This is a genomic window from Comamonas squillarum, from assembly GCF_025309455.1.
GTDB lineage: Bacteria > Pseudomonadota > Gammaproteobacteria > Burkholderiales > Burkholderiaceae_C > Comamonas > Comamonas squillarum.
In genome coordinates, this window is sequence record NZ_CP104377.1 from 4,720,991 (window position 1) to 4,741,756 (window position 20,766).

The following is a 20,766-nucleotide window of genomic DNA, read 5'->3' on the forward strand; positions in this document are numbered from 1 at the left end:
TCATTCATAATGGATATGTCTTTCTCGAGTTGCCCAGCCGCCATGCCCCGTCCGCCAGCCCCGGTCCCATCCGCTTCCGATCTCCATCCGGAGCCCAGCCCCTCAGCGCCGCGGCTGCAGCACCGCCATATCGAGGTGTTCCGCGCCGTCATGCTGGCCGGGGGCGTGACCGGCGCGGCGGGACTGCTGTTCAGCTCCCAGCCGACGGTGAGCCGCGATCTGGCCCGCATGGAGCAGCTGCTGGGCTACCCGCTGTTTGAGCGGGTGCAAGGCAGGCTGCGGCCCAATGCACGCGCCTTGGCGCTATGGGAAGAGGTGCAGCGCAGCTGGCAGGGGCTCGACCGGGTGATTGACCGGGCAGTGGCCCTGTCGCGCCCACAGGCGGCGCGTATCAGTGTGCTGAGCATGCCTGCGCTCAGCCATGCGCTGCTGCCGGCGGCGCTGGCGCGCATGCAGCAGGCGCAAGGGCCGGTGGCGGTCAGTGTTGCCACCCAGGAGGCGCCGCTGTTGCAGCAGTGGATGGCTGCCCAGCGCTATGACCTGGGGCTGACCGAGCAGGGCGAGGCGCCAGCGGGCACGCGCGCGGTGGCGCTGCCGGCGGTCGATGAGGTGGCCGTGCTGCCCGCAGGCCACCCGCTGGCGCGCAAGAAGCGGCTGCAGCCCGCCGACTTCGCGGGCCAGGCCTTTATCAGCCTGGCCGAGGGCGATCCTTACCGCATCCAGATCGACCAGGTGTTTGCCGATGCCGGCGTGGGCCGGCAGATGCTGCTGGAGACGCACAGCGCAGTGGCGGTATGCGCGATGGTGCAAAACGGTCTGGGCCTGGCGATCGTGAACCCCTTCACCGCGCAGGCCTGCATGGGCCAGGGCCTGGTGCAGCGGCCGCTGGCTTTTTCGATTCCGTTCCGCACCCAGGTGCTGCTGCCGCTGCACCGGGCAGCGGTCCCCGAAGTCGATGCCTTGCTGACCGCGCTGGCCCAGGCTGCAGCCAGCCTGCCGGCCTACAATGCGCAGCATGCCGGGCCGCAGTGATAGGCCGGTGATCTGACCCAGGAGAAATGCCCCATGTCCCGTGCCCCGCTTCGCTCTCTCGCCCGTCCGCTGTGCGCCAGCGCCTTGCTGCTGGCGCTGCTGTCCGGCTGCGCCAGCACCGGCCGCAGCGCGGCCCAGACCGCGCAGGCCGCGCCGCCGGTCCAGGTCAAGGTGTTTGTCGCGGCCATGTTCGAGATCGGTGCCAACACCGGTGACCGGGCCGGTGAGTTCCAGCACTGGTATGAGCGCTATTTCCGCGATGCCCGGCCTATCCAGGTGCCCGGCGCGCTGGGGCCGGTGTTCTGCAATGCCGATGGGGTTTGCGGCAGTGTGCTGGGCATGGGCAAGGTCAATGCCTCGGCATCGATGCAGGCCATCGTGCTGAACCCGCAGTTCAATTTTGACCGAGCCTACTATGTGATCAGCGGCGTGGCCGGCACCCCGCCTTCGCGCGGCACCATTGGCGATGTGACCTGGGGCAGCTGGCTGGTTGACTACGACTTGGGCCACCGCTGGGCGCCCGAAGAGGGCCAGGCCGGTGCGCCAGTGTTCATGCCACGCAAGGGCTATGAAGACTACCGCCGCTTTGCGCTGAACCCGGCCCTGACCCAGGCCGCCTATGCGATGAGCCGCGCCGTGCCGTTGCAGGACAGCGACGCAGCCCAGCGCTACCGCTTGCGCTACCCCGATGCGGCCGCGCGCAAGGCGCCCAGCGTGCATGTGGGCACGCACATGACGGGCGACACCTTCTTCCACGGCCCTGGCCTGTCCCAAGAGGCGCAGTACATTGCCAAGCTCTACGGTGCGGACGACTATGTCGCCACCGAGATGGAGGCCGCCGCCATTGCGCTGGTCTTGAAGCGCAGCCATGGCACGGACCGCGTTCTGAGCCTGCGCGGCTCGGTCAATTTTGACCAGGGCAACCCGCAGGAAACCACCCAGGCCCACCTGGACCCCAAGCCCGGCGAAACCGCGGGCGGCTTTGCCGAGACGGTGGCCAATGTGGCGGCCGTCGGCGGCGTCTTTGTCGACACCGTCGTCAAGGACTGGCCGCAATGGAAGGATGGCGTGCCGGCCCAGCGCTGATCAGAGCGGGGTTGAGCTGGATTGAGCTGGGCTGAGCGCCCCGGCCCGGCCCGGTACCGCAGGCCCCCCATGCACTTGGGGGGCCTTTTTTTGTGCTTATTTCCAGGGCTGGCTCAGGATGGACGCCAGGCTCTTGACGCCATCGAAGTAGTTGCCCAGGCGCATGTTCTCGTTCTTGCTGTGCTGGTTGTTGTCGGCATTGACCATGGGCACGATCACAAAGGGCACCTTGAGCGCCTGCACCGCTGCGCCGGTGGGGACCGTGCCGCCCATCATGCGGATCTGCACAGGGGCCTGGCCCCATGCCTGCTGCATGCCTTGGCGCAGCCAGTCGCCAATGGGAGCGTTCAGATCGGTGCGCACGGCGCTGGACGAGGCCGACACGCCGCCCATCTTCAGGCTGGCGAGCTTGGGGTGTTGGGCGCGCTGCTCGGCGCTGGGCTCGCCCTCGATCAAGGTAAAGCCCTGGCCTTCGATATGGGTCTTGAGCAGCTGCAGCAGGCGCTCGGGTGGGGTCTCGGGGACCGTGCGCAGGTCCAGCTCGGCAATCGCCTGGGCGGGCACCACGGTGCGGGCCTTGGCGCCTACATCGGCGCTTTGCAGGCCGCGTACATTGAGCGAGGGGTACTGCATCGACTCCTGGTAGTTGTTGCCCACCTTCTCGGCCTGGGCAATGCCCAGGCGCTTGCGCAGCGCGACTTCGTCATCGGGCACGGCCTGCATCACGGCCTGGGTGGGGGCATCAAAGCGGATGCCGTCGTAGTAGCCCTTGACGAGCACGCGGCCATCGGGCGCCTTCATCGAGGCGAGCAGCTGCGCCATCGTGAACGCGGGGTTGGCGGCATAGTTGCCATAGTGGCCGCTGTGCAGATCCTGGCTCGGGCCATAGATGGTCAAGGTGGCCTGGGCCACGCCCCGGTTGCCAAATACCAGGGTCGGGCGGTTGCTGGCATGCATGGGGCCATCGAGCACCAGCAGTGCATCGGCCTTCAAGGCATCCAGGTTCGCATTGATGACACCGCCCAGCGATGGCGAGCCCTTTTCCTCTTCGGAGTCGAGCAGGATCTTGATATTGGTGCTGGGCGCCAGGCCCTGCTGCTTCAGCGCATCGAGGGCGGCCATCAGCATGATGATGGGGGCCTTGTCATCGGACGAGGAGCGGCCAAACACACGCCACTCGGGGTTGGGCTCGGCGCCGTAGAGCTGGTCGAGCGCAATCTCTTTCCAGGATCCATCGGCCTGGCGTTCCTTGAGCACCGGCTTCCAGGGGCTCTCCTGCTGCCATTCGGCCGGCGTCACCGCCTGGCCATCCATATGGGCGTAGAACAGCACCGTCTTGGTGGCGCCGGGCACGGGCGGCAGGGTGGCCAGCACCATGGGCTTGCCCTGGTTGGGGAGCAGCTGGGTCTGGAAGCCGCGCTTGTCCAGCGCCGCCTTGAACCACTGCGCATTCTTCTCGATGTCGGCCGCCACATTCGAGTCATTGGGCAGCGCCAGCACCTCGATCCATTCGCGCAGGCTGGCGCTGCTGGCCTTTTGCACGCTGGCATCCGAGGGGGCAGCGGCCTGTGCCAGGCCGGCGGCGCACAGCGCAGCGCTGAGCAGGGTGAGGGTCGAGAACTTCATGCAAGGGCTCCGTCAGAGATAAAAAAACAGCTTGGTCTGGAGTATGTCCGAGTGCGCGTTCACCCACGGGGGCGCAGGCGGGCGCATTGTCGCCAGGGCGCCAATCGCTCAGTGTGCCGTGCGCAGGCGTTCGTATTGTGCGATCAGCCCGTCAAAGGACTGCTGCAGCGCCTGCAGCGGCGGCGCGCCACCGGGCCAGGCCTCCAGCTGCTGCAGCGCCAGCGCGGCGGCCTCCAGGGTCGACAATTGGCCCGCGCGCGGCGCCTTGCGGATGCGGTAGCCGGCCGGCCCGGTGTCCGTCAGCGCCAGGCGGGGCAACTGGGCCAGCAGCGGGTTGGCGTAAAGCATCTTGCGGCTTTTGCGCCAGGTGCCATCGATCAGTACCAGGCGCCGAATGCCTGCTGGCGCATCGCTGCCCGCCGCCGTGCTCAAGGCGGCGGGCTGGTCGGGCGTCTGGGGGTAGAGCAGCAGCGTTTGCTGCGGTGCCTGCGCGCCCGGCCAGGGGCCATGCAGCCATTGCTGCAGCTGCACTGGGTCAAAGGCCTCGCCCACTACCAGCTGGCTGCCCGGCAGGCACAGGTGCAGCAGGCGCGCGGTGCCCTTGGCCTCTTGCAGCTCCAGCGGGTGTTGCAGGATCAGCACCTGGGTGGCAGCCTGCACCGGCTGCGCCAGCGCGCAGATGCAGGCGCTTAGCGGACGCAGGCAGTTGGGGCATTGGGCGCGGCGCGGGGCGGAGGGCACAGGTGTGGCGTGAGAAGCGGACAAGATGGCTATTGTGCTGCAAGGACAAGGCCAGGCAGCTATGCTGGCGCCCCTATGACAGCGCACAAGCCCTTTTCTGCCCGCATCGACATGGGCCAGCCTTTGTCTGGCGAACGGGAGCGCCTGCGCCTGAGCCTGACGGGTCCCGACCGCGTGCTGGAGGCGCAGGATGCGCCATCGTTGCGCGCCTTGCTGGATGCTGTGGAGCAGGCCGCGCGCGCCGGGGCCTGCTGCGTCGGTGGTCTGCGCTATGAGGCCGCCACCGCGCTGAACCCCTATTTGCCCACACAGGCAGCGCTCAGCGGCGAGCCCCTGGCCTGGTTTGCGGTGTGGGATGCGCCAGCTGCTGACATCGCGCAGCTGCCTGAGGCACAGACGCCTGCCGTGCAGGTGCAATGGCGCAGCACGCTCGCCCGCCCGCAGTTCGATATGCAGATGGCACGCATCCATGCCGATATCCGCGACGGCGCTTATTACCAGATCAACTACACCCAGCAGCTGCAAGGCGATAGCGCCTTGCCTGGCGGCGGCGATGTGGACGGCGCCGCGCTGTTTGCCGCGCTGCAGCAGGCCCAGCCCGGTGGCTATGCGCTGCATATCGACCGGGGTGAGGAGCAACTGCTGTCGGTGTCGCCCGAGCTGTTTTTCGACTGGCATCAGCCGGAGGCGGGCGCAGGCGACATCCTCACCCGCCCGATGAAGGGTACCGCCGCACGGGGCGCCAGCCCCGCGCAGGACGAGGCCCAGGCCCAGGCCTTGCGCGCATCGGCCAAGGAGCGCGCCGAGAACGTGATGGTGGTCGACCTGCTGCGCAATGATCTGGCGCGCATCGCCGAGCTGGGCAGTGTGCAGGTACCCCAGCTGTTTGCGCTGCAGGCCCTTCCCACCGTCTGGCAGATGACCTCGGACGTGCGTGCCCGCCTGCCCCAGGGCACCGGCCTGGTCGATGTGCTGCAGGCCTTGTTTCCCTGTGGCTCGGTCACCGGCGCGCCCAAGCGGGCGGCGATGCAGGCGATTGCTGTGTTGGAGACGGAGCCACGCGGCTGGTACTGTGGCGCGCTGGGCGTGGTGCGCTCCGATGGCGCAGAGGGCATACGCGCTACTTTCAATGTACCGATCCGCACCGTGGCCTTGCGCGGCACGCAACTGCAATGCGGTATTGGCAGCGGCATCACTGCCGATGCGACGGCCGACGGTGAGTGGCGCGAATGGATGCACAAGCGCGCTTTTCTGGAGCGGGCCAGCATGCCCTTTAGCCTGATCGAGACCTTGGCGCTGGACGGTGGCCAGCTGCGCCATGCCGCGCTGCACCTGGAGCGCATGGCCGCTGCGGCCGCGCATTTTGGCTACCGCTGGGATGCGGTGGCCGCGCAAGCGGCTTTGGACGCGCTGGCTGCATCCCACCCGCAAGGCCTGTGGCGCCTGCGCTTGCTGCTTGATGCCCAGGGCACTTTCCAGGCCGAAGCCTTTGCATGCCCGCCATCGCCCGCGCAGGTGGTGCTGCAATGGGCGCCTGTGCCACTGGCCGAGGCGCATGGCGAGTTTGTGCGCTTCAAGACCAGCCGCCGCGCGCACTATGAGCGCTGGGCGCCGCAGGACAGCAGCGTGTTCGACACCCTGCTGTGGAACGAGGCTGACGAGATCACCGAGACCACCCGGGGCAATATCGCCATGCAACTCGATGGCCGCTGGGTCACCCCCGCGCTGCATTGCGGCTTGTTGCCCGGTGTAGGGCGCCGCCTGGCGCTGGAGGCGGGTCAGGTGGTGGAAGCGGTGGTGACACTGAGCGATGCGCCGCGTGTGCAAGCCTGGGCTTTTCTCAACAGCCTGCGCGGCTGGATTCCGGCTCGGGTGTTGGGTGAGGCGCCGGTGTGGCCGCAGGCCGGAATGGCTGGCTGAGCCCGGCAAAAAGGCCGGTGCCTGCAGAATCACAGCATGTCGCCACCGTGACGAATGGGCCAGAGGCCCAAGGTTTTTTTGCCGCACGCTACCATGGAGGCTGTTTAGCAACCCTTCGGATTTTATGCCCGACAACCCGGACCCTGAGCCTCTCCCGTGTGCGACCACGCTGTCGCTGTTCTTTCGTTCTAGCCCCAGTACACCGCTGACGGTGTCTCTGCCCGTTGAAGGGAGCGCCGCATGATCGAGCTGCTCTCCGACCCGCAGATATGGATTGGTCTTCTCACCTTGGTGGTGCTGGAGATCGTTCTGGGCATCGACAATCTCATCTTTATCGCGATCCTGGCCGACAAGCTGCCGCCCCACCAGCGGGACAAGGCGCGTGTCATCGGCCTGTCGCTGGCCCTGGTGATGCGCCTGGGGCTGCTCACCGCCATCTCCTGGCTGGTCACGCTCACGCAACCGCTGTTTTCCGTCGGGCCGCTCAGTTTTTCGGGGCGCGACCTGATCTTGCTGCTGGGCGGTTTGTTCCTGCTGTTCAAGGCCACGACGGAGCTGCATGAGCGCATGGAAGGCGTGAGCATGAGCAAGTCCAGCAGCACGGTCTACGCCAGCTTCTCGGCCGTGGTCGCGCAGATCGTGGTGCTCGATGCGGTCTTCTCGCTCGACGCGGTAATCACGGCCGTGGGCATGGTCAACAACCTGGGCGTGATGATGGCAGCGGTCATCATCTCGATCGGTGTGATGCTGTTTGCCTCCAAGCCGCTGACCCGCTTTGTCAATGCGCACCCGACCATCGTCATTCTCTGCCTGAGCTTCCTGCTGATGATCGGCTTCAGCCTGGTGGCCGAAGGCCTGGGCTTCCATGTGCCCAAGGGCTATCTGTACGCCGCCATTGGTTTCTCGATCCTGATCGAGACCTTCAACCAGGTGTCCTCGCGCAACGCGATCCGCCATGAGCAGCGCGTGCCGCTGCGCGAGCGCACGGCCCTCAAGGTGTTGTCGCTGATGGCCGGGCGCAGTGGCAATGCCCAGGCCGAGCATGCGCAGGACGACCCGGCCGCCGCCGAGGCCGAGCTGACCTTTGCGCCCGAAGAGCGCATCATGGTGAGCGGCGTGCTGGCGCTGGCAGACCGCAAGGTGCGCTCGATCATGACGCCAGTCTCGGACGTGGACTGGGTTGATTTGGATGACGATGCCGAGGCCATCCAGCGCTCGCTCGCTGACAATCCGCACAGCCATTTGCCGGTGTGCCTGGGCCATGTGGACCAGCTCCAGGGGGTGGCGCGCGCCAAGGACATGCTGATGGACCTGATGCGGCATGGCGCCATCCAGCCGGCCACCATCCGCAAGCCGCTGATGGTGCCCGAGGGGGCTGGCGTCATCGCGCTGATCAACGACCTGCGCCAGTCCAAGGGCCATATGGTCATCGTGATCAACGAGTTCCATGTGATGAGCGGCGTGGTGACGCCCGTCGATGTGCTCGAGGCGATTGCCGGCGAGTTTCCCGACGAGGACGAGAGCTTCACGATCCAGGCGGTGGACGGGGAGCCCGACACGTGGATTGCCAGCGGCGCGGCCGATGTGCACATGGTGCAGCAGCTGCTGGGCTCCAGTGAGTTGGTGTCGTCGGCCGATGCCTTCACCACCTTGGGCGGGTTGCTCACCGAGTTCAACGGCGCGCTGCCCCAGCAAGGCGATGTGGTGGTGATCGATGGCTGGCAGTTTTCCGTCACCGAGGCCACCGATGGTGTGATGCGCAAGATCCGCATAGAGAAGGAAAACAAGGGCCAGATGCCTCTGGAGCACTGACCCCTGCGTAGGCGGCTGCCTGGCACCGCCTCTGCATGAATAAGGCCTGCCGTCTTCAGAGAGACGGCAGGCCTTTGTATTGGCGGTGCCGCGAAGCTCGCGGCCCCTGAAGGCTGCTTACAGCGTGCCCTTGTAGTACGCGCCCCGGTCCATGTCGACAATGTCCACGCTCAGCTGCACCAGCATGCCTTCGGGGTGGGGCGTGAACTCGCGCAGCACCGCGCCGATGCGGTCGGACAGGTCACGCTTGGCCTCGGGCGTGCGGCCGGCCAGCAGGCGCAGCTCGGCATGCACAAAGCCGCGCAGGGCGGTGGGGTCGGCGCCAATGACGAACTGCTCGGTGCGCACGGTGCGGCTCTTGAGGTCCTGCTCGTTTTGCACCTGGCCGCTGGCGATGACGGCGGCGTTGAGGGCATCGAGCAGATGGGCCTCGGGGAAGTTCTCCAGGTTGCTGGTGTATTCGATGACGAGATGCGGCATGGTGTGTCTCCGATGGAATAAAGGGCAGTGAAAAGGGGCTTGGGCAGCGGCTCGGTCCGATCCCGCCGTGCTAGACGGGCGTATAGGACAGCCGCACATAGATGGGCGCAAAGGCTTCTGCCTGGGTGATCTCGATCAGCGTTTCCTTGGCCAGCTCCAGCAGCGCGATGAAGGTCACCACCAGCACGGTGCTGCCTTTTTCCGGCTCGAAGATGTCCTCGAACTCAACAAAGCGCCGCCCTTGCAGTCGCTTGAGGATCGCGCTCATGTACTCGCGCACCGAGAGCTCCTCGCGGGTGATCTTGTGGGTCTGCACCAGCTTGGCGCGTTTGAGGATGTCGCGCCAGGCCTCTTGCAGCTCGGACATCTCCACATCGGGAAAGCGCGGCTGCAGCGCCTGCTCGATAAAGACCTGGGCCTTGATGAAGTCGCGCCCATACTGCGGCACGGCACCCAGGCCCTGGGCGGCGAGCTTCATCTGCTCGTACTCCAGCAGGCGGCGCACCAACTCGGCACGCGGGTCTTCGGCCTCTTCGCCCTCGGCCTGCTTTTTGGGCGGCAGCAGCATGCGCGACTTGATCTCGATCAGCATCGCGGCCATCAGCAGGTACTCGGCGGCCAGCTCCAGGTTGCGGCTGCGGATCTCGTCGACATAGCTCAGGTACTGGCGGGTGACGCTCAGCATCGGGATGTCGAGGATGTTGAAGTTCTGCTTGCGGATCAGGTAGAGCAGCAAGTCCAGCGGGCCTTCAAACGCCTCCAGGAACACCTCCAGCGCATCGGGCGGGATGTACAGGTCGGTGGGCATGGCAAACAGCGGCTCGCCGTAGAGCCGCGCGAGCGCGACCTGATCCACCACCTCGGGCATGGCGGCAGCCCCAGCGGCGGGGCGCACGTCGTCCTCAGCCTGGGTCAGGTTGCCGGGTGTTGCCATGCGCGGGGGCTATGCGGGATCGAAAGCCGCTGCGGGCCAGGCGGCCGGCAGCGGGCAGGGCGATCAATCGTGGTTGGTTTGGTACACGTAGGGCTTTTGCGCCACACGTGCGGTTTGGTACTCGGCTTGCTGCTGGCGGTCCAGATCCTTGTCCCAGAGCAGGGCACGGCCTTCGCGCTGGCCTTGTTCCAGCTCGGGCTTGTCGGCCTTGAGCTTGAGCAGGAACTGGGTGGTGTCGGATTGGTAGTCGGGGCGGCGGAAGAAAGACATAGCGTATATTTACCTCTTGTGCCTGGATTCTACCGAACCTGACCATGTCCTTCTTCACCAAGCTTGCAATCGCCACCTCTGCGCTGGCCGTTTCCGTGTTTTTGGCGGGCTGCGACCAGCAGCGCATCAAGGAACTGGAAGAGCACGTCTCCACCGAGCAGGACGTGCGCGACCGCTTTGGTGAGCCCAACCAGATCTGGGACGAGGCCGATGGCTCGCACACGCTGGAGTACACGCGCCAGCCCGCCGGTGCGCAGAACTACATGATCACCATTGGCACCGACGGCAAGATGAGCGCGCTGCGCCAGGTGCTGGCCCCTGCCTACTTTGCCAAGGTGCAGCCGGGCATGGATCAGCAGCAGATCCGCCGCCTGCTGGGCCAGCCGGCCAAGCGCACCAGCTATCCGCTGAAGAACGAGGCCGAATGGGACTGGGGCTGGATCGACCCGCCCAGCACCAAGATGCTGTTCACCGTGGTGTTTGACGCCCAGGGCAAGGTGCTGCGCAGCAACAGCACCCAGGTGGTGAATAGCCGCTGAGCGCTGCCTTCATTTGCACTGAAGGGCCCTGAACTGTTGCGGATATGCCTAACCGTAACGGGCTGAAACTCTTTAAAATTCGGGTTTATACCTAGCATTACCCATGCCAGGCAGCCCCGCGCACCACCCTTGTGCGGGCATGAAACTTGCTGTCAACCCGACATGTCCTCACCGCTATCCCGCCCTGATGGCCCCACGGCCCTGCCTGGCCCTGTCGCCGCTGCGCCCGCGTCGCTTGGCCCTGCGCTGCGCCATGGCCGCTTTGAAGATGCACAGGCGCTGTTCACCGGCTCGCTGTTTGTCTCGATCACCCTGGGGCTGTTTGCGCAGGCCGGGCTGCTGACGGGCAGCACGGCAGGCTTGGCGTTCTTGCTGCACTACGCCACAGGCCTGCCGTTTGGCGCGATTTTCTTTGCGATCAATCTGCCCTTTTACTGGTTCGCCTGGACGCGCATGGGGCCGGAGTTCACGATCAAGACCTTTGTCTCGGTGGCGCTGCTGGCGCTGCTGGTCGATATCGGGCCGCGCTTTATCCATATCGATTACCTCAACCCGCTGTATGCCGCGATTGCCGGAGGCCTGTTGATGGGCACCGGTTGCCTCTTCCTGGCGCGCCACCGCTCCAGCCTGGGCGGCGCCACCATCGTGTCGCTCTACCTGCAGGACCGCTATGGCATCCGCGCCGGCAAGGTGCAGATGGTCATCGACTGCACGGTCGTGCTGCTGGCGCTGTGGGTCGTGCCCCTCGAGCGCGTGGCGTACTCGGTGCTGGCCGCCATCGTGATGAGCGTGTTCCTGTGGATCAGCCACCGGCCCGGGCGCTATGCCGGTAACTGACCCGGCCTGAGCCCGCGCCATTCAGGGCCCGCTGGGGATGGCTCTTTCTGGGGGCATGGCCGGTGGCGCTGGCTGTGTGGGTGCTGGCAGCGGCTGGGCCTGCTGCTGCGGCGGGAAGGTCTCGCCCGGCTTGGGCTCCCGGTAGCGCACGGTGATGCCGCTGTTGTCCTGCTCCTCGCCGGTGGCCATGTCATAGGCCTTGCCGACGCCTTTGCCCACCACCTTGGCCGTGCCCACAGCTGCATCGGCCGCCAGCCCCACGGCAGTGGCGGTCACGCTGACGGCAGCGGCGCCCACGGTCACCACGCTGCAGCCGCCCAGCAGCGATGCGCAGATGCAGTAAAAAGCCCCTGCGGCTAGGGAGCGCAGGGGCTTGCAGCGGGGGCGGTCAGCAGCCATGCAGATCAATGGATGCGCATGCCGGGCAGCGCGCCGGGGAAGGGCTCGAGCACATAGATGCCGGGGTGGGCCTTCTCATCGGCGTGGCTGGCGGCCAGCACCATGCCTTCGGAGATGCCGAACTTCATCTTGCGCGGCGCCAGGTTGGCCACCAGCACGGTGAGCTTGCCTTGCAGCTGCTCTGGCGTGTACATGCTGCTGATGCCGCTGAACACATTGCGCATCTTCGGCTGGCCGTCATCGCCCTTTTCGCCGACATCCAGGGTCAGCTGCAGCAGCTTGGTCGAGCCTTCGACGGCCTTGCATTCGACAATCTTGGCGATGCGCAGGTCGATGCGGGCAAAGTCGTCAATGCCGATGGTCTCGGCCAATGGCTCGCCGCCGGGGGCGTTCGGGTCCACCACGGCCTCGGCTTTTTTGTCTGCCTTCTTGGCCTTGGCAGGCGCTGCAGCGGCGGCGGCCTTTTCCTGGCTGGCAGGGGTCTCGAACAGCGCCTCGAGCTGCAAGGGGTCCACGCGTTGCATCAAATGCTGGTAGATGCCAATCTGGTGGCCGGCGCCCAGCGCCTTGTCTACGTCGCCAAATTGCTCGGGCGGCACGATCAGGAAGTTCGCCACTTCGGCGGCGACGCCCGGCAGCATCGGCTTGAGGTAGATGGTCAGGATGCGAAAGGCCTCGATGCAGACCGTGCACACGTCGTGCAGGCGCGCCTGCATGTCGTCCTTCTTGGCCAGCTCCCAGGGCTTGTTGGCATCGACATAGCTGTTGACCTTGTCGCACAGCAGCATGATCTCGCGCGCGGCGCGGGCGGTGTCGCGCACCTCGTAGGCGGCCACAATCGCCTCCTTTTGCGCGCGCAGCACGGCCAGCAGCTCCTGGCCATCAGCGCTCACTTCGCCCAGGCGGCCTTCAAAGCGTTTGCTGATAAAGCCAGCGGCGCGCGAGGCGATGTTCACGTACTTGCCGATCAGGTCGGAGTTGACGCGCAGCATGAAGTCTTCGGCAGTGAAGTCGATGTCCTCGTTCTTGCCATTGAGCTTGGCGCCCAGGTAGTAGCGCAGCCACTCGGGGTTCATCTTGAGGGCCAGGTACTTGAGTGGGTCCAGGCCCGTGCCCCGGCTCTTGCTCATCTTCTCGCCGTTGTTCACCGTCAGGAAGCCATGCACGCAGATCTTGGTCGGGGTCTTGCGGCCGCTGAACTTCAGCATCGCCGGCCAGAACAGGGTGTGGAAGGTGATGATGTCCTTGCCGATGAAGTGGTACTGCTCGAGCGCCGGGTCGGCCATGTAGGCGTCGTAGTCTTCGCCGCGCTGGGCCAGCAGGTTCTTGAGCGACGCCAGGTAGCCCACGGGCGCATCGAGCCAGACGTAGAAGTACTTGCCCGGTGCATCGGGGATCTCGATGCCGAAGTAGGGCGCATCGCGCGAGATGTCCCAGTCGTCCAGGCCTTCGCTGGTCGAGCCATCGGGGTTGGTGCGCACGCCAAACCATTCCTTGATCTTGGCGGCCACCTCGGGCTGCACATGCTGGCCGTCCTGGGTCCAGCTGGTCAGGAACTCGACCGCGCGCGGGTCGGACAGCTTGAAGAAGAAATGCTCCGAGCTCTTCATCACCGGCTTGGCACCAGACAGCGCCGAGTAGGGGTTGATCAGATCGGTGGGCGCATACACCGAGCTGCAGACCTCGCAGTTGTCGCCGTACTGGTCCTTGGCGTGGCAGCGCGGGCATTCGCCCTTGATGAAGCGGTCAGGCAGGAACATGTTCTTCTCGGGGTCGAAGAACTGCTCGATGGTGCGCGTCTCGATAAAGCCGGCTTTTTTCAGGTCCAGATAGATCTGCTTGGACAGCTCGTGGTTCTCGGGGCTGTCGGTATTGCTCCAGTTGTCAAAACCGATGTGGAAGCCGTCGAGGTACTGCTTGCGGCCGGCGGCGATGTCGGCCACAAACTGCTGGGGCGTCTTGCCGGCTTTTTCGGCGGCAATCATGATGGGCGCGCCATGGGCGTCATCAGCACCGACAAAGTTGACCGCATTGCCCTGCATTCGCTGCGCACGCACCCAGGTATCGGCCTGGATGTACTCCATGATGTGGCCGATGTGGAAGTTGCCGTTCGCATACGGCAGGGCGGTGGTGACGAAAATCTTTCGTTGAGACATAGGGTTGCGGAACTTTCTAATCACAGAGAGGACGCAGGCCAGCGGCCGTTGCGGATTCTGGTCACAGGCAGGGCGGCGCGCGGCCAGCCCTCGCGCCCGCGGGCGCTCCAGAACCGAGCAATTCTAGGCGCTTACGGGGCCAGCTGGCGCGACCAGGGGTTTGGCGGGGCCGGTGGGGCGGCTGCCCCAGCCAAAAAAGGCACAGACCTCGTCGCGCTGGGCCATGGTGTCGGCTCGGCCCAGCGCCATCAGTGCCCGGGTGTAGCCCGGCTCGAACAGCAAATAGCTGGCCAGTGCTGCGCTGCCCACGTTCTGGCTGTGCATGGACACGCCCATCGCGCCCAGCAGCGTGCGCACCGGCGTAGGGAGCTCTTGCAGGTGGGCCAGCGCCAAAGCGTCCAGCGACTGCGACGGCGTGATTACCAGCAGGTCCAGCGGACGCAAGGCACTGCGGGCGCGCTCGGCCTCGGGGATCAGGCTCAAGGTGTGGTTGATGCGCTGGGCCCGCTCCACATCGACCGACAGCGCATCGAGAAAGATGGTGGACAGCGCGTGGCCGGCCACCTGCGCGAGCGAGGGGTACGGCGGGTGTTCGCCCTGGGGCAGGTTCAGCACCTCGTGTGAGCGGCCGACGCCGACGACAACGATGCGCTGGGCGCCCAGGTGCACGGCTGGGGCGAGCGGCGCGGTCTGGCGCATCGCACCATCGCCCAGGTAGTTGTACTGGCCGCGCAGCATCAGCTCGGCGGGCGCAAAGATGAAGGGGATGGACGAGGAGGCCATCAGGTGCTGGTGGCTGATGCGGTCCTGGATGGCGCGGCGCTGCGTGCGCGACCAGGCGGGCACATGCGGGCCGGCTTCATAGAAGGTGATGTGCTCGCCTGTGGTGTAGCTCGATGCGGTGATCGCCAGCGCCGACAGCTTGCCGCTGTGCAGCAGGTGCGGGATTTTCTCCAGCGGCAGCTCGGCCTTGAGCAGCTCCAGGAGCGGCGCGTTGTCCAGCAGCGAGCGCGGTTTGCTATGGTGCCAGCGCGTCAGCGCCCAGCCCAGCGTCAACAGGCTCAGCCAGCGCGCGCCGCTGCGCATCACGCCAAAGGCATCGGCACGGTAGACCTGGCTGGTGGAGAAATTGCGCCACACCCGCGAGAGGCGCTGCACGGCCAGGTCGAAATGGTCAGCGCCGCAGGCAAGACCTGCGGCATTGATCGCGCCGGCCGAGGTGCCAACCGCGATGGGAAAGGGCGTTGGTTCATGGTCGGCCCCGGCGTTCTGGCGCAGGCGCGAGAGCGCCTGCAGCACTCCCACCTGGTAGGCGGCACGCGCGCCGCCGCCGGAGAGCACGATGGCGGTGGCGGCGGAATGGGGGCTGTAGTGCAGAGCGGGCGACATGGCCTGCACCATAGCCGAAACTGCAGGCCGTCGCCAAGCGGCCCTGTCGCTCAATCGCTACTGCGGGCGCAGGCGGTGCAGCATCAGCGCGCCGCGCCCTTTTTCAGCAAGGTCGCCAGCTCCAGGTTCTGCAGCAGCACGATTTTTTGGTCACGGGCAAACAGGCGGGCATTGTCGCTTAGCTCGCCTTGCAGCAGCACATAGACGCTGGCGGCGCCGGCCTGGCTGGCCGCGTCATGCAGCGCGCGCAGCGGCTCGATGCCGTGCACGCCGGCCTTGCTGCGCTTGGTCTGCACCAGGGTCGTCTGGCCGTTGCGCGCCAGCTGCAGATCGGCCGCGCCTTGCTGCACGGGGGTGACAGCGTAGCCCTCGGCCTGCCAGGCGCGGCTGAGCCAGGCCTGCAGATCGCGGCTGGACATGGCGCCAGCTTGCGCGAGCAGCGCCTCGGTGGCCGCAGCGCTGGGCTGGCTCCACTGGCGCTTGGCGGCCATGGCGCCGATCACGAGGAAAGGCAGGCTGCCGGCAGCGCCGACAAAGCGGATGTCCTTGGGCAGCAGCGCCAGGCACAGCACCACGATGATGGCTCCGACCACCACACTGATCCACCACGACGAGCGCAGCAAGATTGCAAACACGGAGTTCTCGGCCATTTTCAGTTTCACGGGTGCAGGTCTTTCAAGAGGTGCAGGGGCAAAAGCCCAGATTGTCGCTGGTTCGCAAGGGCAAGCGCGGTTCGCTAGACTTATTGCTGTCTCAGGAATAGAAAACACGATGACAGTGACCGAACCAACGATACTGGCCGCGCTGGCCAGTGTTCAAGACCCGCATACGGGCAAAGATTTTGTCAGCACGCGTGCCGTGCGCAACCTCCAGATCAACGGTGGCGACGTCGCCTTTGAGGTGGAGATGGGCTATCCAGCCAAAAGCCTGGTGCCGCAGCTGCGCAGCCAGTTCGTGGCCGCTGCCAAGACGGTGCCGGGCGTGGACAACGTCTCGGTGAGCATCAGCAACAAGGTGATCTCGCATGCGGTGCAGCGCGGTGTGCCGCTGATACCGGGCGTCAAGAACATCATTGCGGTGGCATCGGGCAAGGGCGGCGTGGGCAAGAGCACTACCACCGCCAACCTGGCGCTGGCCCTGGCGGCCGAGGGCGCCAGCGTGGGCGTGCTGGACGCCGATATCTACGGCCCCAGCCAGACCATGATGATGGGCGTGGACGGCAAGCCCGAGAGCAGCGATGGCAAGACCATGGAGCCCAAGCTCAACCATGGCGTGCAGGTGATGTCGATCGGCCTCTTGGTCGACCAGGACCAGGCGATGATCTGGCGCGGGCCGATGGCCGTGCAGGCGCTCGAGCAAATGCTGCGCCAGACCAACTGGGCGGGGCTCGACTACCTGCTGATCGACATGCCACCGGGCACCGGTGACATCCAGCTGACCTTGAGCCAGCGCGTGCCGTTGACCGGTGCGGTGATCGTCACAACGCCGCAGGACATTGCCTTGCTCGACGCGCGCAAGGGCATCAAGATGTTCGAGAAGGTGGGCGTGCCCATCCTTGGCGTGATCGAGAACATGGCCATGCATGTCTGCACGAACTGCGGCCATGTGGAGCATATCTTTGGCGCCGATGGCGGCAAGCACATGGCAGCCGATTACAAGCTGGACTACCTGGGCGCGCTGCCGCTGTCGATGCAGATCCGCGAGCAGGCCGACAGCGGCACTCCCACCGTGGTGGCCGCGCCCGACAGCGAAGTGGCCGCCATCTACCGGCAGGTGGCGCGCAGCATTGCGGTCAAGATTGCGCAGCAGGCCAAGGATTTCTCGTCGAAGTTCCCGACGATCTCCGTGAGCAGCAACACCTGATGAACCTGCTCGCTGCCATGCGCTACCTGGCCGCGCTCCATGCGCATGGCCATTTCGCGCGGGCAGCCCAAGCCTGCCACATCACCCAGCCGGCGCTGTCCAATGCGCTGCGCGCGCTGGAGGCCGAGTTTGGCGTGGCCATCGTGCGCCGGGGCCGGGTGTTTGCCGGCTTTACGCCCGAGGGCGAGCAGGTACTGCAAACCGGGCTGGAGATGCTGCAAAGCGAGGCGCGCCTGCGCCAGCGCCTCTCGGCCCAGGCGGGGCAGTTGCAAGGGCAGCTGCGCATGGCGGCCGTGCCCACGGCCATGCCAATGCTGCTGCGCTTTGCCAGTCTGCTGCGCCAGCAGCACCCGGGCCTGGTGCCGGCGCTGCATGCGATGAGCTCGCCCGACATCGAGCGCGGCCTCGAAGAGCTGAGCCTGGACCTGGCGCTGGGCTACAGCGACCGCATCCGCCGCCCGCGCACCCACTGCGCGCCCCAGTACCAGGAGCACTACTACCTGCTGCAGTCCGCGCCAGCACGCGCCTGCGTGGCCGATACCCTGCATGCGGCCGAGCCCCTCACCTGGGTGCAGGCTGCGCAGCAGCCGCTGTGCCTGCTGACCCCCGATATGCACAACCGCCAGATTGTGGAGCGCAGCTTTTTGGCCGTCGGCGTGCTGGTGCAGGCGGCGATGGAGACCAACTCGGTCCAGGCCTTGCTGCAGGCGGTGGGCGAGGGCCAGATGGCCAGCATCGTGCCCGGCGCCGTGCTGGCGACCGTGCGCCATACACCAGGTCTGCGCGCCTGGCCGCTGGCCGAGCCGGTGGTCGTGAGCGAGGTGGCCTTTCTCTACCAGCAATCCCAGCAGGCGATGCCCGCTATGGAGGCGGCGCGCGCACTGATGGCGTTGGATGAATGGCAGCAGCAATGCCTGCAGCATGCCGGGGCTTTGCAGGCCTTGGCAACTGCGCCGCCACCCCAGCCATAGTTTGTCGAATGCCGGCATTGCCGCATTGAATTTGACGGCCAGCGGGCAGCGGGTTGAAATGCAGGGCTGAGAACGTGTTCACGATCTCTACGCAGCCGCGTTCTAACCAGTCCCTGCCATGCAAGAACAGAAAATCGCCTTCTACAAAGGCCCAGCCGGTGGCTGGGGCGCTTTGAACAGTGTCAAGAACACGCTGCTGCACCACGACATTGCGCTCAAGGGTGCCAAGACGCTGCTGTCGGCCAACCAGCCCGATGGCTTTGACTGCCCGGGCTGCGCCTGGCCCGACCGCAACCATGCCTCGACCTTCGAGTTCTGTGAGAACGGCGTCAAGGCCGTCGCCGCCGAGGCCACGGCCCGGCGTGCGGGCCCCGAGCTGTTTGCCCGCTACAGCGTGCGCGAGCTGGCCCAGCACAGCGACTTTTGGTTGGAGGACCAGGGCCGGCTGACGCATCCGATGGTCTATGACGCGGCCAGCGACCACTACCTGCCCATTGCCTGGGACGATGCCTTTGCGCTGATTGCCCAGCACCTGAATGCGCTGCCCAGCCCGGACCAGGCGGTGTTCTACACCTCCGGTAGGGCGAGCAACGAGGCGGCTTTTCTCTACCAGCTGTTTGTGCGCGAATACGGCACCAACAATTTCCCCGATTGCTCGAACATGTGCCACGAGCCCAGTGGCTCGGCGATGCGCGAGCAGATCGGCGTGGGCAAGGGCACGGTGACCCTGGACGATTTTGAACAGGCCGATGCGATCTTCATCTTTGGCCAGAACCCGGGCACCAACCACCCGCGCATGCTGGGCGAATTGCGCGAGGCGCACAAGCGCGGCGCGCGCATTGTCAGCTTCAACCCCTTGCGCGAGCGTGGGCTGGAGCGCTTTGCCGATCCGCAGGACAAGCTGGAGATGGCGACCCTGGGCTCCAGCCCCATCAGCACGCACTATTTTCAGCTGCGTGTGGGCGGCGATCTGGCAGCGCTGCGTGGCATGCTCAAGCATGTGCTGGAGCAGGAGGCGGCGCGGGGCGGCGTGCTCGACCATGCGTTTATCGCCGTGCACACCACCGGTTTTGAGACGATGGCGCAAAGCCTGCAGGCTGAAGACTGGGCGCTGCTGGTGCAGGAATCGGGCCTGAGCGAAGCGCAGATGCGGGCGGCGGCTGATGTCTACCTGGGCGCGGACAAGGTGATTGCCTGCTGGGGCATGGGCATTACCCAGCATGCGCATTCGGTGGCCACCATCCAGATGATTTTGAACCTGCTGCTGCTGCGCGGCCATATCGGCCGGCCAGGAGCGGGGCCGTGCCCGGTGCGCGGCCACAGCAATGTGCAGGGCGACCGCAGCATGGGCATTTGGGAAAAGCCGCCGGCGGCCTTGCTCGACCGGCTGCAGGAGGTCTATGGCTTTGCGCCGCCCCGCGCCCACGGCATGGACACGGTGGACGCCATTGCCAGCATGCGCGATGGCCAGGCCCAGGTGTTTTTTGCGCTTGGGGGCAATTTTGCCGCCGCCACGCCCGATACCTATGAAACCTGGAAAGGCCTGCAGCGCTGCGCGCTGACCGTGCAGGTCACCACCAAGCTCAACCGCAGCCATGTGGTCCATGGCCGCGAGGCCTTGCTGCTGCCCTGCCTGGGCCGCACCGAGATCGATCTGCAAAACGGCCAGCCCCAGGGCGTGACGGTCGAGGATTCGATGAGCATGGTGCACCTGTCGATGGGCATGAACCCGCCCGCCTCGGCCCATCTGCTGTCCGAGCCGGCGATTGTGGCGCGCCTGGCCCATGCCACCTTGGGCGCGCGCAGCCGGGTGGACTGGCTGGCGCTGGCCGCCGACTACGCGCTGATCCGCGACGAGATCGCCAAGGTCTTCCCCGATTTTGCCGACTTCAATCAGCGGGTGGCCGTGCCCGGTGGCTTTCGGCTGCGCAACACCGCCAGCGAGCGCATCTGGGCCACGGCCAGCGGCAAGGCCAGCTTCCACGCCCATGCGGTGCCGGTCGATACCCCCACGCACCGGGCGCGTGTGCGGCTGCGTGACCAGCAGGTGTTTACCTTGCTGACCACCCGCTCGCACGACCAGTACAACACGACGATCTATGGCATGGATGACCGCTACCGGGGCGTGTTTGGCCAGCGCCGGGTGGTGTTCATCCATGCCGATGACATCCGCGCGCTGGGCCTGGCCGATGGGGACTGGGTGAATATCCGCACCGTTTGGGACGATGGCCAGCAGCGCTGTGTCGAGGGCTTCAAGCTGGTGGCCTATGACATTCCGCGCGGTAACCTGGCTGCCTACTACCCGGAGACCAATCCGCTGGTGCCGCTGTCGGCCGTGGCGGCCCATGCCGGCACGCCCACCTCCAAATCGATCCCCGTGGTGCTCGAGCCCGGACAAGCACCGCAGTGATGGGGACGTTGAGCACCGCCCCGGCCCTCTCGCCGCTGGCGCAGCATCTGCTGACGGCTTTGGCGCAAGAGCAGGCCCGCACCGGGCAGGCGGTACCGCTGGTGCGCATCGCCAAGCGCCTGGATGCCCCTGCCAGCAGCCTGCTGCGCGAGCTGGCGATGCTCAACCTGCTGTTGGAGCAGGCCCAGCAGCCTGCCTGGGTGCTTGCCCAGGCGGTGGATGGGCGCTGGATGCTGGCGCTGACGGCGGCCGGCGCAGCGGCTGCGGCGCAGATCGGCGAGGCTTGATCGCCGCCTCAGGG

At 66.2% G+C, this 20,766-nt stretch carries 19 protein-coding genes; 10 read left to right on the forward strand and 9 right to left on the reverse strand.

The genetic code is table 11. The features are described from left to right. Window positions 1-42 precede the first annotated feature (42 nt). Together N4T19_RS21475 and N4T19_RS21480 are read left to right on the forward strand one after the other, a co-directional pair. Complete coding sequence (locus N4T19_RS21475) at window positions 43-1,032, forward strand: LysR family transcriptional regulator (protein WP_116924721.1); 990 nt, start codon at window positions 43-45, stop codon at window positions 1,030-1,032. Window positions 1,033-1,065: 33 nt separating this feature from the next. After that, complete coding sequence (locus N4T19_RS21480; RefSeq protein WP_182345111.1) at window positions 1,066-2,118, forward strand: purine-nucleoside phosphorylase; 1,053 nt, start codon at window positions 1,066-1,068, stop codon at window positions 2,116-2,118. 96 nt (window positions 2,119-2,214) lie between these two features. Here N4T19_RS21480 and N4T19_RS21485 read toward each other — a convergent pair whose 3' ends face one another. After that, entirely contained in the window at window positions 2,215-3,744 is a 1,530-nt protein-coding gene (locus N4T19_RS21485) for a M20/M25/M40 family metallo-hydrolase (protein ID WP_116924723.1), read from the reverse strand. A 108-nt stretch (window positions 3,745-3,852) separates the two neighbouring features. Then, window positions 3,853-4,509, reverse strand: coding sequence for a tRNA-uridine aminocarboxypropyltransferase (locus N4T19_RS21490; RefSeq protein WP_260718975.1), 657 nt, complete (start codon window positions 4,507-4,509; stop codon window positions 3,853-3,855). A 51-nt stretch (window positions 4,510-4,560) separates the two neighbouring features. On the opposite strand from N4T19_RS21490, the gene N4T19_RS21495 reads away from it, so the two are divergent. After that, the gene (locus N4T19_RS21495) at window positions 4,561-6,405 is read left to right on the forward strand and encodes a chorismate-binding protein (protein ID WP_260718976.1); all 1,845 of its coding nucleotides are present in this window, start codon (window positions 4,561-4,563) and stop codon (window positions 6,403-6,405) included. A gap of 243 nt (window positions 6,406-6,648) precedes the next feature. After that, complete coding sequence (locus N4T19_RS21500; protein ID WP_116924912.1) at window positions 6,649-8,217, forward strand: TerC family protein; 1,569 nt, start codon at window positions 6,649-6,651, stop codon at window positions 8,215-8,217. 117 nt (window positions 8,218-8,334) lie between these two features. Here N4T19_RS21500 and N4T19_RS21505 read toward each other — a convergent pair whose 3' ends face one another. From N4T19_RS21505 to N4T19_RS21515, 3 genes are all read right to left on the reverse strand, one after another. After that, complete coding sequence (locus tag N4T19_RS21505) at window positions 8,335-8,697, reverse strand: 5-carboxymethyl-2-hydroxymuconate Delta-isomerase (protein WP_116924726.1); 363 nt, start codon at window positions 8,695-8,697, stop codon at window positions 8,335-8,337. 70 nt (window positions 8,698-8,767) lie between these two features. Beyond that, window positions 8,768-9,631, reverse strand: a complete 864-nt coding sequence (locus N4T19_RS21510) for a segregation and condensation protein A (RefSeq protein WP_116924727.1) — start codon at window positions 9,629-9,631, stop codon at window positions 8,768-8,770. Window positions 9,632-9,694: 63 nt separating this feature from the next. Further along, the gene (locus N4T19_RS21515) at window positions 9,695-9,901 is read right to left on the reverse strand and encodes a DUF3460 family protein (protein WP_021026491.1); all 207 of its coding nucleotides are present in this window, start codon (window positions 9,899-9,901) and stop codon (window positions 9,695-9,697) included. Window positions 9,902-9,945: 44 nt separating this feature from the next. Here N4T19_RS21515 and N4T19_RS21520 point away from each other — a divergent pair, with 44 nt between their 5' ends. Together N4T19_RS21520 and N4T19_RS21525 are read left to right on the forward strand one after the other, a co-directional pair. Then, the gene (locus N4T19_RS21520; RefSeq protein WP_116924728.1) at window positions 9,946-10,440 is read left to right on the forward strand and encodes an outer membrane protein assembly factor BamE; all 495 of its coding nucleotides are present in this window, start codon (window positions 9,946-9,948) and stop codon (window positions 10,438-10,440) included. A 162-nt stretch (window positions 10,441-10,602) separates the two neighbouring features. Then, a complete protein-coding gene (locus tag N4T19_RS21525) occupies window positions 10,603-11,277 on the forward strand; it encodes a YitT family protein (protein ID WP_116924729.1) in 675 nt (224 codons plus the stop codon). A gap of 21 nt (window positions 11,278-11,298) precedes the next feature. Here N4T19_RS21525 and N4T19_RS21530 read toward each other — a convergent pair whose 3' ends face one another. From N4T19_RS21530 to N4T19_RS21545, 4 genes are all read right to left on the reverse strand, one after another. Continuing rightward, window positions 11,299-11,676, reverse strand: a complete 378-nt coding sequence (locus tag N4T19_RS21530; RefSeq protein ID WP_116924913.1) for a hypothetical protein — start codon at window positions 11,674-11,676, stop codon at window positions 11,299-11,301. A 5-nt stretch (window positions 11,677-11,681) separates the two neighbouring features. Beyond that, window positions 11,682-13,832, reverse strand: a complete 2,151-nt coding sequence (gene metG, locus N4T19_RS21535) for a methionine--tRNA ligase (protein WP_182345115.1) — start codon at window positions 13,830-13,832, stop codon at window positions 11,682-11,684. A 123-nt stretch (window positions 13,833-13,955) separates the two neighbouring features. Then, window positions 13,956-15,221: a patatin-like phospholipase family protein gene (locus N4T19_RS21540; protein WP_260718977.1), complete on the reverse strand. Its 1,266-nt coding sequence runs from the start codon at window positions 15,219-15,221 to the stop codon at window positions 13,956-13,958. Between the two features lie 83 nt (window positions 15,222-15,304). Continuing rightward, window positions 15,305-15,883, reverse strand: coding sequence for a restriction endonuclease (locus tag N4T19_RS21545; protein WP_116924731.1), 579 nt, complete (start codon window positions 15,881-15,883; stop codon window positions 15,305-15,307). Between the two features lie 109 nt (window positions 15,884-15,992). Here N4T19_RS21545 and apbC point away from each other — a divergent pair, with 109 nt between their 5' ends. From apbC to N4T19_RS21565, 4 genes are all read left to right on the forward strand, one after another. Beyond that, on the forward strand, window positions 15,993-17,084 hold the full coding sequence (gene apbC, locus N4T19_RS21550; protein WP_116924732.1) for an iron-sulfur cluster carrier protein ApbC: 1,092 nt from the start codon (window positions 15,993-15,995) through the stop codon (window positions 17,082-17,084). Beyond that, on the forward strand, window positions 17,084-18,055 hold the full coding sequence (locus tag N4T19_RS21555; RefSeq protein ID WP_116924733.1) for a LysR family transcriptional regulator: 972 nt from the start codon (window positions 17,084-17,086) through the stop codon (window positions 18,053-18,055). The genes apbC and N4T19_RS21555 overlap by 1 nt, the downstream gene beginning before the upstream one ends. Before the next feature lie 118 nt (window positions 18,056-18,173). Beyond that, complete coding sequence (locus N4T19_RS21560) at window positions 18,174-20,465, forward strand: FdhF/YdeP family oxidoreductase (RefSeq protein WP_260718978.1); 2,292 nt, start codon at window positions 18,174-18,176, stop codon at window positions 20,463-20,465. Beyond that, window positions 20,465-20,752, forward strand: a complete 288-nt coding sequence (locus N4T19_RS21565; protein ID WP_133248069.1) for a hypothetical protein — start codon at window positions 20,465-20,467, stop codon at window positions 20,750-20,752. Before N4T19_RS21560 ends, N4T19_RS21565 begins: the two co-directional genes overlap by 1 nt. Window positions 20,753-20,766: the final 14 nt, after the last annotated feature.